Below are 14,654 nucleotides of genomic sequence, written 5' to 3'. Positions count from 1 at the left end.
TTAGCATGTTTTCACGCTGACGAATATGACATCTTTTGTTTGCTTTTCCGAAACGATTCGATACGCGAATCACGAAAAAACAAACATTGTCCCTGAATAATTTCCATTGTATGCGTTTTCAGTAAAGGCCATAATAACGTTATCAAAAAGAACCAAACCATGAATCAAGGGGAGGAAATACAGTGACAAAGAAAAAGATGAAATGGTTCGGAATGGCAATGACAGGGGTTCTGGCATTCAGTCTCAGCGCTTGCGGAGGCGGAGGCTCGACTCCAACGAACAACGCGGGCGGCGATGCGGGAACGGCTGATCCGGCTGCTGCCTCGACCGACACCAAAGAACCGGCAGCGGAGAACATCACGATCACGTTCCAGAATATCTACCCGGACGCCAGCGATCCGAAAAACCAGATGATGAAGAAGATCGTCGACCAGTATCAAAAAGACAACCCGAACGTGACCATCGAACTGGATTCGCTGAACACCGACCAACAGAAGCTGAAGTTGAAAACGCAAGCCGCTTCGAAGGAAGTACCGGACATTACCGTTGTTAACCCGGCCGCGCAAATGCAGCCGTTCGTCGACGCCGACCTGTTCGCGCCGCTGAACGACATGGTCGAAGAGAACGGTCTGAAAGACACGTTCCAATCCGGCATTCTCGATTACTACACGTTCGATAACAATCTCTACGCGCTGCCGGACGGCAACAACATCGGCGTCGTGTACTACAACAAGAAGTTGATGGAGCAGGGCGGCGTCGAAATTCCGACGACTTTCGAAGAAATGATTGAAGCGATCAAGACGCTGAAATCCAAAGGCATCCAGCCGATGGTTCTGGGCGAAAAAGATACATGGACCGGTTCGTTCCTGTTCATGAACATCCTGCTGAGAACGAACGGAGGTCCGGGCTTCCTGCAAGACGTGCTGGACGGCAAAAAGACGTTTGAAGATCCGGCTTACGTTGACGCGATTACGGCGTTCCAACAACTGGTTGACGCGGGGGCGTTCCAGGACGGCGCGACTTCGTTCGACTATAACGCGGGCGAAAACCTGTTCAAGACCGGCACGGCGGCCATGTACTACATGGGAAGCTGGGCAACGGGCGGCATCGAAACCGCTGAAGTCAGCAAAGACGGCAATGTAGGCGTGTTCCAATTCCCGACCGTAAACGGCAAAGGCAATCCGGACGAGTTCATGCTGGCACCGGGCAGCGCGTTCGCGATTTCGAAGGACAGCAAGCATCTGGAAGAAACGAAAGCCTTCCTGAACTACTTCATGCTGAACTTCCCGAAAGAAGCGTTCGAAGCCAAAGGCGCAGTCGGGATCGCGCAGAACGTCGACGGCGACTTCGCGGCGGCGGGCTACTCGGAAATGGCGATGAACGTGCTTGATCTGTTCAAGAAAGTTCAAGGCGGCGACCTGGCGTTCGACAATACGATGAATCCGGCGGTAACGCAGGTTCACCTGTCGGGCACGCAAAGCCTGTTCGTCGAGAAGAAAGATGCTGCCGCGGTGGCAAAAGAACTGCAAGCCGCGTACGAAGAAAACAAATAATAACGTGAAGCCGGACGGAAACAAAAGAAGGGGACCCGAGGTCCCCTTCTCTTCGTCGGCGGCTCTCTCAAGGAGGCGGACTTTCGCGTGAACGTATTAAAAGTATCCCGTTGGACGATCGCGGCGTTTATCCTGCCCTGTCTGATCGTGTATGTCGGTCTCGTATTTATCCCGATTCTCGTTTCGCTGTACAGCGGACTGCTCGATTGGAACGGGATTGGTCAATCCACCTTTGTCGGTCTTGATAACTACGTGAAAATGTTTACCCGCGACGCCGTGTTTTGGCCGGCCGTGCGCCGAACCTTTACTCTGGCCGGATTCTCGATGCTGGTACAGGTGCCGATTGCTTTGTTGGTCGCGGTCCTGATCACCCGTTTCGTTCGCCGGCCCAACTTCCTGGTGTCGAGTTACTTCCTGCCGGTTATCTTGTCCGTCGCGATCATCGGGCAGCTGTGGAAAACGATCTACAACCCGGCTTCGATGGGCGGCATGATCAACCAAATCCTGACCAGCGTCGGTCTGGAATCATGGACGCATTCCTGGCTGACGGAACCGAAAATCGCGATCTACGCGATCATTCTCGTCTCGCTCTGGCAATATCTCGGTTATCATATTCTGATTCAATTTACCGGGATTCAGAATATTCCGAGCGAAATCTACGAAGCGGCCAAGATCGACGGAGCCGACGGCTTCAAAGCCGACCGTTATATCACATTGCCGATGGTTCTGCCGATTCTCAAAATCTCGATCGTGTTGTCTTTCATCGGTTCGCTTCAGTCCTTCGACCTGATCATGGTCATGACGGGCGGCGGCCCTGCCCATGCGACCGAAGTATTGGCAAGCCATATGTACAATATGTCGTTCCTCACGATGCAGTACGGCTACGGCAGCGCGATTGCCAATATGCTGATCACGATCTGCCTGATCGCGACCGTATTGATCAACGTGTTGTTCACCCGGCTTGAAAAACGATATTCGTGATCTTTGCCGCTCAACCAATACTCTCATCATATAAGGAAAGGGGGCTCCGCCCATGAGTCAGTTCGCAAGTTCCGCGGGTTCGAAGCCCGCGCTCAAAATTTTGGGCCGCAGATTTTCGTTCAAGACGGCTATCGCTTTCGTGTTCTTCGGTCTTCTGCTGCTCACGCAGCTGTATCCGTTGGTATGGCTGCTGATCTACTCGCTCAAAACCAATGAAGAAATTCTGTCCGGCAGTTTCTTCGCTTTGCCTGCCCAGTGGCAGTGGAGCAATTATCAAGGAGCCATCGAAGGCGGGAACTATCTCCGCTACCTCGGAAACAGCTTGTTCGTCACGGCAACCACGATGGCAGGGGTTATCTTACTGGCGTCGCTGGCCGCTTTCGCGATTGCCCGCTTCCGCTGGAAGTACGGCCAACTCGTCATGCTGCTGTTCCTGCTCGGCATGATGATTCCGATGCAGGGCACGCTGCTGCCGCTGATGATCATTTTCAAAAACCTGCATATCCTCAATACGCATCTGGCACTGATTCTGCCTTATATGGCGTTCCAAATGCCGATCGCGGTCTTCATCCTCAGCGGATTCCTGCGCAGCATTCCGCATGAGATCGAAGAATCGGCAATCATGGACGGAGCCGGGCCGTTCCGCATTTTCCGCAGCGTGATCCTGCCCGTGTCGATCCCGCCGATGATGACCGTGTGTATCTTGACCTTCATCAACGTTTGGAACGAATACATTCTGGCAGCGACCTTCATTTCGTCCGAAAAACTCAAGACTCTTCCTTTCGGCGTATACAGCTTCGTCAGTCAGTATTCGGTCAACTACGGCGCGATCGGAGCGTTCCTCGTGCTTGCCGCGCTGCCTGTTATCGTGGTGTACTTCCTGCTTGCAGAAAAAATTACCAAAGGCATGGTAGCAGGTGCCGTTAAGGGTTAAGATGAGTCTATGAGACGCTTAACGAAACGCCTAAACACGATTTACGGCCGGCTCTTTCCCGTGTTCCTGTTCAGCCTGCTCGGTCTTCTGCTGATCGTCAGCCTCGTCTACTATCAACGGGCGACCGAGCAGGTTCGGGAGCAAGTGGGAACCCTGGCCGAAAAAAATATGTCCCAAACGGTCGCGCTGTTCGAGCAGCTGCTCGACGGCTACGACAGCGTCACGAAGACGCTGGGCAGCAACGGGGAATTGATGCGTCTGCTGCGGCAGCCGTATCCGTCCGCGGGATCGAGCGCGCAAATTCAGGCCGAGCGGCGGATTACCGATATTCTGGGCGCCATTTTCTATTCCCGAAGCGATATCGTCGGCATTCATATTTTGGCGGACCAAGGCAAGGTGTACAGCTTCGTGCGTTCCACGGGAGCTTCGATCCAGACGTATCCCGACAAACCGTGGTTTGCCGAACTCCGGCGTTCGGAAGGCGATATCCGCTGGCTCGGCGTCTATCCCGAATCGCTGATGAGCGGTTGGTCGGCCCGGCCGGTTTTCGCGTTCGGGCGCCAGGTGTTCGAACTGGAAAATTTGAAGTCGGTCGGCTACGTGCTGATCGAAGTCGAAGCGGACGCCATCACGTCGGCCGTGTCCAACGCGAGCGTCGGGCAAAACACCCAAGTCGCCATTTTGGACGGAGCCAGCAACGATATTATCCGCACCGGAACGGAAGAAGCGGCCTGGAAGTCAATTCCGCCCGGCTGGCCCGGCTTGCTCGAGTCGGGAAAAATTCGTTCCTACGAAGGCGGCGATTGGCTGTTGACTGCGGCACAGGTGGAGAAGAACGGCTGGACGATTCTGCGAGCTTCTCCGCAAAGCGACTTGAAGCTGGAACTGCGCGAGACTCAGCAATTTTTGCTTACCGTCATCGTGGCGCTCATTGTTGCAGCGACGATTCTGTCGACGATCGTTTCCCGTTCGTTTTCCTTGCCGTTCAAGCGTCTCGTCCAGCAGATGAAGCAGGTCGAGACGGGCAATTTCAAAGGCCAGGTGCATATCCAATCCTACCAGGAAATCAACGTGCTGGTCGGTTCGTTCAACCGCATGGTACGCGAGATGGACGGGTTGGTCGAAGGCATCAAGCAGGCGTCGATCAGCGAGAAGAACGCTCAATTGCAGGCGCTGCAATCGCAGATCAATCCGCACTTCCTGTTCAACACGCTCGATATGATCTACTGGATGTTGGACGAACGCGAAGACGATCGTCTTGAAGGCGTGATTTTGGCGTTGTCCAAAATGTTCCGGTACAGCAGCGATTGGGAGGAAGGGGCACGGGTGCGTCTGCGGCTTGAATTGGAGCAATTGAAGTCGTACCTCACGATCATCGAGACCCGGCTCGGGCGACGCGTGCTGACGCAAATCGATGTCGAAGAACGTTGGCTGGACGCGCCCGTACCGAAGATGATTTTGCAGCCTATCGTGGAAAACGCCGTTAAATACGGATTGGAGCCTTTGCGGGAAGGGGGCACGTTACGCATCTATTCCGAGGTGGACGAGGAGAATTTGCATATTGTCGTCGAGGACAACGGGGCTGGAATCGACGCGGTCACCCTTCGTCGATTGGAAATTTTGCTCGATTATCCGCCCGCGGCCGCCAGGCACGTCGAAGGCGGACGGATCGGCATCGGATTGCTTAACGTGCAGCGCCGTATCCGCTTGACGTACGGTGACGCTTACGGACTTACGATCCACAGCATACCGGGAACCGGGACCAAGGTGAGAGTCACCTTCCCGCTTCCCGAGGAGGAGGACTTTGCGTGAATATACTCGTCGTGGATGACGAACCGATTATTCGCAGCGGAATTCAGCGTACGATTGAACGAGCCTTTCCGCAGCATCGGGTGGTTCTCGCCGAAGGACCGACCGAGGCAGTGCAGCGTCTGAAGAATGAGCTGATCGACTTAGTGCTCACCGACGTGCTGATGCCCGGCATGAACGGACTCGAATTGATGGAAGTGTCCCGAACGCTGCATCCGGATGCCAAGTGGGTCGTCATTTCCGCATACTCCGAATTCGAATATGCCAAAAAAGCGGTTCGGCTCGGAGCCAGAGATTATCTGCTCAAGCCGATCGGCAAAGACATTCTGGTCGAGTTGATCAAAAAGATGGGCGAGGAGATTGCCGAACGCAATGTGCGGGCCAAAGAAAGCTTGCTGCTCAAACAAAACCTGCGTTTTCTGCGCGAAGCCGTCTTTGCCAGATGGGCGTCGGGACTTGATCTAGGCGGAATCGATCTGGCTTCGTTTACCGAATCCTACCCGGACTTTCACTTGCTGATGGTCCATGTGGAGAGCGACACCGATACGAAGTTGGAGCATTTTATCGTCGAAAACGTCATGAACGAGCTAATCGCCTCCTTCGGACGCGGCTTTGTCGCAAGCATTGACGCCAAAAGCCTGCTCGGGCTGGTCAAACTTGAACGCGGGAGCATGGCCGGATTGAACGAGGAATTGCGGAGCTGTCTCAAGCGTTATCTCAAAAAACCGTTCCAATTGCTGGTGTCGAGCCGAATCGAAGATCCGTCCCGAGTGCCCGAGGAGGTGCAGCGCATGCGCGAATCGTCGGAATATCAGGTTTACGATCATTACGCCAGCGGAGGAGAGCAGGCGGTCGAAGTGGCGCTTCAGTACATCAAAGCCCGCTACGGCGCCGAATTGTCGTTGGAAAAGGTAGCGTCTGTCGTATACCTGAATCCGGCCTACTTCAGCCAGTTGTTCAAGCAGAAGACCGGACAAGGGTTCAAAGAGTATATCACTCAGCTTCGATTGGAGCACGCGATGGAGATGCTGGGCGAATCCGAACTGAAGGTCGGCGATATTGCGGAACGCGTAGGTTACCCGGATGTCCGGCACTTTTCGCAGGTGTTCCGGAAAAAGATCGGGAGTACGCCTTCGGAGTATCGGGAGCAGACGAAAAGCCGTTGTTAAGCATCGACCAAATAAAATCGAGCATCTGACCGTGTATGAAGTATCTGCATGTTCAACCCGAAACTCTGTTTTCCCAGATTCAAAAAGGGAAAGCAGGGTTTTTTTGCAAGTTTTAGTATGATATAATGGAAATATAAGGGGGGGTTAGATGAGAATCGAACAAAAGCGCGAGATGTTTTGGACGATCGGTGCTTCCTTATTTTCATTGGCGTTTTTTATCATTCTGGCACCTGCTCCAAAAGATATACTGGGAATTATCATTGCCGGCAACGTGATTGGGCTGATTATTTCTCTGGTGAGAATACGCGGCGAAGAAACGAGCAACGAACGTTTTGTTCGTAAACGCGAGGAAAACGGACCTCCAGGGTTTTGGAAAGGAAGTTTATCGGAAAGCATGCGGGCATGCGCTTATTTATTCATCGGATTGATGATTCTTGCCGTTGCCGTTTATCTGACGGAGGGCACGAATCTGCTGCAAATGCTGGTTGAACAGCCTTTGGATACGATCGGTATTTTGGCATTGATCTTGGTCATTGTGTCTTTTTTGATGGGGACGGTTTTTCATGCCGGAAGCGAGGAGCGTTACGAAAGATTGAAGCAGAGATTGGAGCGCCAACAATAGGCGTTCTTTTTTCTTTTCTCTTCATTTTCGATTCGCGCGAACCGATGAATAGTACAAACACACTTGGGATAAAATGGAGGTTGTGCTATGGCAGGAAATCGAAGAAAGTCGCCGTTTCGCTATGTACTGGATGAACCGATCACATTCGAACTGTATATCGTAAGCCTGAACTTCACGCCTGCTCCGCGCAAGCCGATATCCGCGCAAATGCATGACATCAGTCGATCAGGCTGCTTGATATCGCTGCCGCTTGAGATTCCTGTAGGAAAAAATCGAATTCGCGTGGCTCTGGATTTCGTGTTGAATGAAGATCCGATGCATTTCGAAGGCCATTTGCGTTGGAATAAAGAAGAGAACAATCGTCATTACTACGGGGTAGAGATGGAAGTGCCGGAAGATCAGAAGGATCGGTTGCAGTTGGAGCTTCGGGGACTGGCAGGAGCGAATCGAATTCGCGTGATGTAAGGCAGAAGGATAAAATGTGGAAGTGAGGGAGACTAGAAGTCGAAGCTTGAGAAGACGGCGGTTGCTGAATATCCAGTCGTTTTCGCGATAGGACCTACATTGTATCTTACATCGGACTCTCTCCTTTCTTTTTGTTAATCAACTTCATGGTTTAGTCTAGTCGCACAAACCTGTTTTCCGGCTGCGGCTTATTTGTTTTGTTCACCCCAGTTCGTTCGGTTTCACCGGTTGGCTGAGCCAATGATCATCCGTTTGGACATGGTTTTTACGCACGAATTTAGCCAAGCTTTTCTTAAAGTCGTCATAGGCGAAAGAATCGACTAGACGTACAACGTAACCTTCCTGCTCGCCGCCGTATTTCGATACGCGCGTATAGCATTCCTTAATCGCTTTTTCATCCCAAACGCCCCGATACAACACCGGAACCGTAGGAATATGCAGTTCGCGCGCCAAGCGTTCCGTTTCGTCCCAAGACAGGCAGGCATTGCGGTCATCCCACACCGAGAACAGCATGAAGTACCCCGGCAAAGCCTCGTATTTGATCGAATGCTTCGCGTACACGTTTTCCCCGCATAACCGCCAACCTTCCGGAATCAGATACCGTATGCCTCCGTGCAGCGTTTTGACGTAATGCCGAGAAATATGGTCTTTGCTGTCGAGCGACCTTGCATGGATATGGTCCGGGTACATCGTGGTGTTTTCCCCGTCCATTTTTTCCGTTACGACCACTTCTTTTCCGATAAAATGCGCCGTGTCCCGTAAAATCTTGTCGTCGTCCGTATAGCTTCTGGACCAGGGCAGGTGCATCGTTTTCGGGTATTTGATTTTCATGGAATCACCTCTTGAACTCGTTCATGAATCGATTGGTTTCGTTATGCTCATTTTCCATAGGTGTCGGCTTCCGCAAAAAAGTACATCTTCGCAAGCAGTTCTCCGCCCAGCAGATGGTACACGTTGGACGCGCCCGCGTCTCCGCCGTGCATGATCTCCATGTGCATCTCCGTCCGGCTCGCCACGTCCAGCACGAACTTGTCGTCGTAACCCAAGCTTTTTAACAGATTGCAAGCGATGGACGCCGAGACATGCTCGTGACCGAAATACGAATAGTAGCCCCGGTTTTCTTTCCACACTTTGCAGAAAGGCTTGCCGATATCGTGCAGCAGCGCCGTCCATTGCATCGCAAGCTTGTCTTCTTCTTCGTAAAAAGCATTCACGTATTCCAACACGGCGTACGTATGAAGAGACAGCGTGCGGCTGTGATGCGGATTGCCCTGGTCGTACCCGGGCATCTGCGCGAAAAGGGGATGGCGGGACAAATGCGCGAACAGCTCGTCGTGACTCGCCTGCCGAGCCAGCAGCTCTTCGATCTCGCCGCGGTCTAGTGCAGGTTTCGAGCCGTCCGATGCTTCGTTTCCACTCTCATGCACGATATGCACGGTCGTAAACCCTTCGCCAAGAAGCGGAAATTGAAGATTTTTGGCATACTTCGTCAAAATCTTGTCGTCCAGCTTGCGTTTGCGCGAAGAGATGCGTCGCTGCGCCGTCTCGTACGACGTATCGAAGAAGTGGCACTCTACAGGCGTATCGGAGAAACGCTTCAAAAACTTCGCGCGCCGAGCCCGATCCACGTTCGTCGCGTCGAAAATCACGTCGCGTCCGTCCGCCAAAGCTTGCCCGATTTCCCGAAAAGCTTCGTCGAAGATGATATACGTATTTTTTTGCTTGGATTCGCCGCCGAACAACCGCAGCCGGATTCCGTCCGTCGAGACGATGACGCCCCGCGTCGCTTTTTCCAGCTGCCGAGCATAAACGCTTTTACCGCTGCCGGGAATGCCGACCAGCATATGAATCGTATTCATAAGGAATTCACCTCCTTTCGGCGGTGGTCCCAATGTGTATTATACCCCGAACCAAGCGCATTGCGAATACCGCGATAGTCCCGGGACCATCGCGGTATTCATATTCCTCTACGTGCGACATCTACCAATCCCGTTCTTGCAGCGCCGTTTCCAGATCGATCTCGATTCCGTGCGCTTGCAAGATCTGCTCGACGGTGACCGCGATCGAATCGCGTCCGACCGTCTCAATATCGCTGTTATGTTCGAAAAACTCTTCCTGAATGCCGTTGATCGCGATGGTCACGTCATCCAGCTTGGCTTGAACTTCTTCGGTCTCGTACGGTCCGGCTTGCAAAAATTGTTCCAATCCTTGAAGCTCGGCTTTGATCTTGTCGACCAGAAAATCGGGGAAATAAGAATCTTGGTACATGTCATGCAAATAGGTGATCGAATGCTTCATGCGCGTGAACTCCCTTCAGTTTAAAATCCGATGCTGACTTTAGGTCGTGTCTTAAAACTCGACGATGTACAGATTTTACCGCCTTTTCGCGCTCCGCGGCGTCACTGTTTCTTGACGTGCCCCGGCACGACTTCGAAAAAGTTCCTTGCTGAGCACAAAAATTCGGCAAAATCTGCTTTCATCGGAGTTTTAAGACACGCCCTAGAATAACGGCCTTAAGGCAGGATCGCAAACGAGCGTACCGGGAAGCCCGATGCTTTTTCCGCTTTCGGTACGATATTAAAGATCACGGCGCCTTTCGGCGGAAGCAGATGTAAGTTTTTCAGCAGTTCCACCTGATACGCGTCTTGTTCCAGCACATAATATTCGCCGATCAGCGCCCCGTTTTTCGTATAATCGGCCGCGGAATCAGTATCGAACGTTTCATGGCCTACAGCCGCGATCTTGCGCTCACGGAACAAGAATTCCAGCGCTTCAAGCGACCAGCCGGGAGCATGATTGTTGCCGTCCGCATCTTTGTTTTCGAACTGTTCTTGACTCGGCCAGCGCTGGCTCCAATCGGTGCGCAACGCGACGAAGCTGCCGGCTTCGATCGTTCCGTGCTTCGCTTCGAACTCTTCGATATCCTGCACACTCAATGAGTAATCGGCATCGGCGGCAGCTTCCTCGGACTTGTCGATCACGACCAGCGGCAGCACAAGTTCTTTCAAGTCCAGTTCATCCAAGTAACGCGTATCCCGCACAAAATGAATCGGAGCATCCAGATGCGTTCCGTATTGTCCGGCAAAACTGAAGCGCTGCGCGAAAAATCCGTCGTCGTGATCGAACAGCGTTTCGAATTCGGCAGGCGCGAACGCCGCAAAATGCGGAGAATCCGGTCCGAAGGTGTGGGTCAGGTCGATCCATTGTTTTTGTTTGAGCCATTTAAGCGCGTCGAGAAGTTCGTTGGTCATGAATACCCACCTCTTTTTTCCTTTTTTAATGGTTAATTATAAGTGAAAACGTTTTGGAAAAACAAGTCGTGAGGCTTTGCCGTCGATTTGTTATATGTTAATATGGAAATTAATGTGTGTTTGAGGAAGGAGAGACGAACGATGGAATTCAACAAAACAACCCGCGCGGTTCTGGCGTTCGGCCTATTGGCCGTTTTGATATTTGTTCCTTTGCGCGTCGAAATCGGATACCCGGCGATCTATTACACGGTGTTGGCTTTGTTCGGAATCCGAGGCGGATTTTTGCTAATCAACGAAAAGAAAAACGAAGAGCATTTTTTTAGAAGCTGGAAACGGAAACAGTCTTGGCCGAAGCTGGTCATCGTATTGCTTGAAGCTCTGAAATCATTGATTTTCATGCTGTTTATTCTGGTTTTCGGGCAAATTGTGGTCAACGGTTACGATCTTGCCGGTTTGTTGAATAGCCAACCGCTCGGTATTCGAATCGTTCTTCCGGCGATGCTGGTCGCGTTCAGCGTCATCTTGGGCTTCGTTAATTTGTATGAAAAAAACCGGAAATATGATCGCTTATACGCACAGTTTCATCCGTAAACGAAAGCACAGACCGCCATGCGTGGGTACGCCGGGCAGCCTGTGCTTTTTCTTTATCCCTGTTTCCAATACGGTCGATAGACGCGCGGCGCATCCAACTCCACCTGTAAATCCCGTGCCGCTTCCGCGACCCAGAACGGATTGCGCAGCAGCGGTCGTCCGATCGCGATCAGGTCGGCCCTCCCGTTGCGCAAAATTTCCTCGGCTTGCTTACCCGTTTCGATCAGGCCGACGGCTGCGGTAGCGATGTTGGCAGCCAGACGAATACGCTCGGCGTAAGGCACTTGGTAACCGGGATAGACGGGAGGCGCTTCCGGTAAAATCCCGCCGCTGCTGCAATGAATCAGATCCACGCCTTGAGCTTTCATCCATCGCGCGTATTGTACATGGTCTTCGACGTGATTGCCTTCCGGATGGTACTCTTCGGCAGAAATGCGGACAAACAGCGGACCTGTCCATACCTGCTTGACTGCATCGACGATCTCGCCGAGCAAACGGTAGCGATTGCGGCGTCCTCCGCCGTATTCGTCTTCTCGTCGATTGGTGATCGGGGATAAAAATTCGTTGATCAGAAAACCATGCGCGGCATGAATTTCAATCACATCGAAGTCGGCCTCCTTGGCCCGGTGCGCCGCTTTTTTAAACTCCGTTACAACATTGGCGATTTGCTCCCGATTCATGGCTTGCCTCGGTCTTCTTTCGAACGGCAGTCCGGAAGCAGACAGCACCGTTTCCCCCGTCGTTTCGTTTTCCTTTTTCCTCCCCGAGTGCCAAAGCTGAATCCCGGTTTTGGAGCCGAGACGATGCAGCGTGTCGTTGATCTGTCGCAGCCCTTGCTTTTGCGCATCGTTCCATAAGCCCAGATTGTGCGATACGCTCCGGCCGGACGGAGAGATCGCCGTCGATTCCAACATAATCAATCCGGCTTGACCTAATGCGCGGGAAGCGTAATGGATCAGATGCTCCGGCTGGGGCAGTCCGTCGTTTTGCGCAAATGACGTCGCCATCGGAGCCATCATGATTCGGTTTTTCAAACGAAGCGTTCCAAAAGACAATGGTTCGAACAACATCTTGATTTCCTCCTTTTGCCAGCGGCTCGCGAGTCCGGTACAATCGATTATAAAGACACGATTTCCGAACGAACAGTATGCACTTTTTTGTAGGATACACACCAAAAGGAGAGTAAGCGAATGCAAAATCACGCGGAAAAAAACGTCCCGAAAGACACCGAGGATAATCCGTTCGAGTACACGCTATCGCTAATCGGCGGCAAATGGAAAATGAGGATCATTTATCGTCTGGCTCGGCAAGAGACCCAGCGATACGGCGAGTTAAAGCAGCATATTACCGGAATCACGCATAAAATGTTGACCGGCCAACTCAAAGAGCTGGAGTGCTCCGGCATCGTGAACCGCAAATCTTTTAACTAAGTCCCGCCCCGGGTCGAATACGCGCTAACAGACAAAGGAAAAACATTAATGCCCGTACTGGATTCGATGTGCAATTGGGGCGTAGCAAACCGAAACTGACTAACCGCGTCATTTTGCATTTTTATGCACCCGAATGTAAGATGAAAAAAGCTAATTCGCTCATTCTAATCTTTTTCCTAACACCCGTTCATCCGCAGCGCCGCCCGACGCCACAAACTTACTCAACGAGGAGGAATTCTCATGCCCGGTTCTCAAAAAACAGCGATCTCCGAACAAGTTACGGAGACGTTCGACACGCTGAATAATCATGATGACGTCCGCCGTGCCTTCGATTTTCTCAAAGCCGACAACGATCATACGACCGAAGAGCAGATCGAACTGACCGAAGTCGAAGCGCCGACCTTCGAAGAAGCGGAAAAAGGCAAACTGTTCGCCCGCAAGTTGGTTGAACTAGGCATCGAAGAAGTGAAAACCGACGAAGTAGGCAATGTATTCGGTGTACGCCGGGGAAGCGGAAATGGCCCTAAACTCGTTATTTGCGCGCATCTCGACACCGTGTTTCCACGCGGAACCCATGTCAAAGCACGCCGCGAAGGCAGCCGCGTATACGCGCCGGGCATTTCCGACGACGGTCGCGGACTCGCATCCGTGCTCACGATTGCGCGTGCATTGAACGAAGCCAAGCTGCAAACGGTCGGCGACCTCATCATTGGAGCGACCGTAGGCGAAGAAGGGCTCGGCGATCTGCGCGGGGTCAAAACGCTATTTGCCAATCGCAGCGACATTGACGGCTTTATCTCGATCGAGCCGGGCACGCCGGATCGGATCACGTATCTGGGCGCAGGCAGCAAGCGTTACAAAGTTACCTTCCAAGGACCGGGCGGGCACAGCTTCGGCAACTTTGGCACGCCGAGTCCGATTCATGCCTTGGGCCGCGCGATCGCCAAAGTTTCGGATCTCGAAGTCCCGCGCGATCCGAAAACGACGTTCAATGTGGGCTTGATCGGCGGCGGGACCTCCGTCAATACGATCGCGGAAACGGCAGAAGCCGTCATTGATATGCGCTCAACGTCGCAAGCTGAGCTGGAAAGCCTGGAAACGAAGGTGCTCACCTTGATTCGCGAAGCGGCGGAGGCGGAAAATCGGCGCTGGCGAAAAGAGGGGGCTATCACCGTTGCGTTGGAGCGCGTCGGCGATCGTCCGGCCGGTTCGCAATCGCCGGATAGCGAGATCGTGCAGACGGCTGCCGCTGCGGGTCTTGTCATGGGTTTCCGTCCGATACTGGAAGGCGCAAGCAGCACGGATTCCAATATCCCGATTCATCTGAGCATTCCGGCAGTCACGCTTGGAGGCGGCGGAGATTTCGGCGGAGCGCATACGCTGAATGAGTATTATGATCCAACGGATGCGCATCTCGGCGTGCAAAAGATTTTGCTAACGATACTGGGCCTTGCAGGTCTGAAAGACATGACCGAACCTTTACTGCCCAAGCGCGTTTAAGTCGAAAAAAAGGCCGCGGAGGCGCAGATCCGCCTTTTCCGCGGCCTATAGGGCTTGACGCTTGAACAGCAGACGGAAAGCTGCGCCGTTATCTTGCTCTCGGGCATCAAAGCGATCAATTCTCTCATTCGCGCACCATCTCCGTAAACCAAACTTCCAAACTCGGCTCAAGCCGTTCGATTCGCCGTACAGGCAGTCGATGCTCCGTCAATATTCGAAAAATATGCAGCATGTCAGCCTCCGTTTGTCGGGAAACTTGGCATGCCGCAAGAAGTGTTCATTTTTCTCGTCTTTGGTCCGGTAAAATGTAGATATGGGTTGGGCTGACGGACAGGACGGATAGTTTGTT

Annotated in this window: 14 protein-coding genes and 1 pseudogene; 10 read left to right on the top strand and 5 right to left on the bottom strand. The window is 52.6% G+C overall.

The features are described 5' to 3' along the window. Nucleotides 1-197: 197 nt before the first annotated feature. From SACSAC_RS22865 to SACSAC_RS22835, 7 genes are all read left to right on the top strand, one after another. Complete coding sequence (locus SACSAC_RS22865) at nt 198-1,553, top strand: extracellular solute-binding protein (protein WP_037293589.1); 1,356 nt, start codon at nt 198-200, stop codon at nt 1,551-1,553. An 87-nt stretch (nt 1,554-1,640) separates the two neighbouring features. Beyond that, entirely contained in the window at nt 1,641-2,534 is an 894-nt protein-coding gene (locus SACSAC_RS22860) for a carbohydrate ABC transporter permease (protein WP_037290701.1), read from the top strand. 52 nt (nt 2,535-2,586) lie between these two features. Further along, the gene (locus SACSAC_RS22855; RefSeq protein ID WP_037290699.1) at nt 2,587-3,468 is read left to right on the top strand and encodes a carbohydrate ABC transporter permease; all 882 of its coding nucleotides are present in this window, start codon (nt 2,587-2,589) and stop codon (nt 3,466-3,468) included. A gap of 9 nt (nt 3,469-3,477) precedes the next feature. Continuing rightward, nucleotides 3,478-5,280, top strand: coding sequence for a sensor histidine kinase (locus tag SACSAC_RS22850; protein ID WP_037290697.1), 1,803 nt, complete (start codon nt 3,478-3,480; stop codon nt 5,278-5,280). Beyond that, nucleotides 5,277-6,446 (top strand): response regulator transcription factor, encoded by a 1,170-nt coding sequence (locus tag SACSAC_RS22845; protein ID WP_037290695.1) that lies wholly within the window; start codon nt 5,277-5,279, stop codon nt 6,444-6,446. Before SACSAC_RS22850 ends, SACSAC_RS22845 begins: the two co-directional genes overlap by 4 nt. 148 nt (nt 6,447-6,594) lie before the next feature. Continuing rightward, nucleotides 6,595-7,068 carry a hypothetical protein gene (locus tag SACSAC_RS22840; RefSeq protein WP_037290693.1) on the top strand — a complete coding sequence of 158 codons (474 nt, stop codon included), beginning with the start codon at nt 6,595-6,597 and terminating at the stop codon, nt 7,066-7,068. Between the two features lie 87 nt (nt 7,069-7,155). Next, nucleotides 7,156-7,533 carry a PilZ domain-containing protein gene (locus SACSAC_RS22835; RefSeq protein WP_037290691.1) on the top strand — a complete coding sequence of 126 codons (378 nt, stop codon included), beginning with the start codon at nt 7,156-7,158 and terminating at the stop codon, nt 7,531-7,533. A gap of 201 nt (nt 7,534-7,734) precedes the next feature. Here SACSAC_RS22835 and SACSAC_RS22830 read toward each other — a convergent pair whose 3' ends face one another. The 4 genes from SACSAC_RS22830 to SACSAC_RS22815 form a co-directional block, all read right to left on the bottom strand. Then, the gene (locus SACSAC_RS22830) at nt 7,735-8,364 is read right to left on the bottom strand and encodes an RNA ligase family protein (protein WP_037290689.1); all 630 of its coding nucleotides are present in this window, start codon (nt 8,362-8,364) and stop codon (nt 7,735-7,737) included. A gap of 47 nt (nt 8,365-8,411) precedes the next feature. Beyond that, on the bottom strand, nt 8,412-9,392 hold the full coding sequence (locus tag SACSAC_RS22825; RefSeq protein ID WP_037290687.1) for an AAA family ATPase: 981 nt from the start codon (nt 9,390-9,392) through the stop codon (nt 8,412-8,414). A gap of 121 nt (nt 9,393-9,513) precedes the next feature. Further along, the gene (locus tag SACSAC_RS22820) at nt 9,514-9,831 is read right to left on the bottom strand and encodes a DUF5713 family protein (RefSeq protein ID WP_037290685.1); all 318 of its coding nucleotides are present in this window, start codon (nt 9,829-9,831) and stop codon (nt 9,514-9,516) included. Between the two features lie 215 nt (nt 9,832-10,046). Further along, nucleotides 10,047-10,784, bottom strand: coding sequence for a cyclase family protein (locus SACSAC_RS22815; RefSeq protein ID WP_037290683.1), 738 nt, complete (start codon nt 10,782-10,784; stop codon nt 10,047-10,049). Nucleotides 10,785-10,925: 141 nt separating this feature from the next. On the opposite strand from SACSAC_RS22815, the gene SACSAC_RS22810 reads away from it, so the two are divergent. Then, nucleotides 10,926-11,375 (top strand): hypothetical protein, encoded by a 450-nt coding sequence (locus SACSAC_RS22810; RefSeq protein WP_037290681.1) that lies wholly within the window; start codon nt 10,926-10,928, stop codon nt 11,373-11,375. Nucleotides 11,376-11,428: 53 nt separating this feature from the next. Here SACSAC_RS22810 and namA read toward each other — a convergent pair whose 3' ends face one another. Continuing rightward, the gene (namA, locus tag SACSAC_RS22805) at nt 11,429-12,445 is read right to left on the bottom strand and encodes an NADPH dehydrogenase NamA (RefSeq protein WP_037290678.1); all 1,017 of its coding nucleotides are present in this window, start codon (nt 12,443-12,445) and stop codon (nt 11,429-11,431) included. A gap of 120 nt (nt 12,446-12,565) precedes the next feature. Between namA and SACSAC_RS22800 the strand changes: the two are divergent. Together SACSAC_RS22800 and SACSAC_RS22795 are read left to right on the top strand one after the other, a co-directional pair. Continuing rightward, nucleotides 12,566-12,904: pseudogene (locus SACSAC_RS22800) on the top strand (winged helix-turn-helix transcriptional regulator). Nucleotides 12,905-13,045: 141 nt separating this feature from the next. Next, nucleotides 13,046-14,305, top strand: coding sequence for a M20/M25/M40 family metallo-hydrolase (locus SACSAC_RS22795; protein ID WP_037290675.1), 1,260 nt, complete (start codon nt 13,046-13,048; stop codon nt 14,303-14,305). Nucleotides 14,306-14,654: the final 349 nt, after the last annotated feature.

The organism is Saccharibacillus sacchari DSM 19268 (assembly GCF_000585395.1).
GTDB lineage: Bacteria > Bacillota > Bacilli > Paenibacillales > Paenibacillaceae > Saccharibacillus > Saccharibacillus sacchari.
This window is presented reverse-complemented; position numbering and strand designations above follow the sequence as displayed.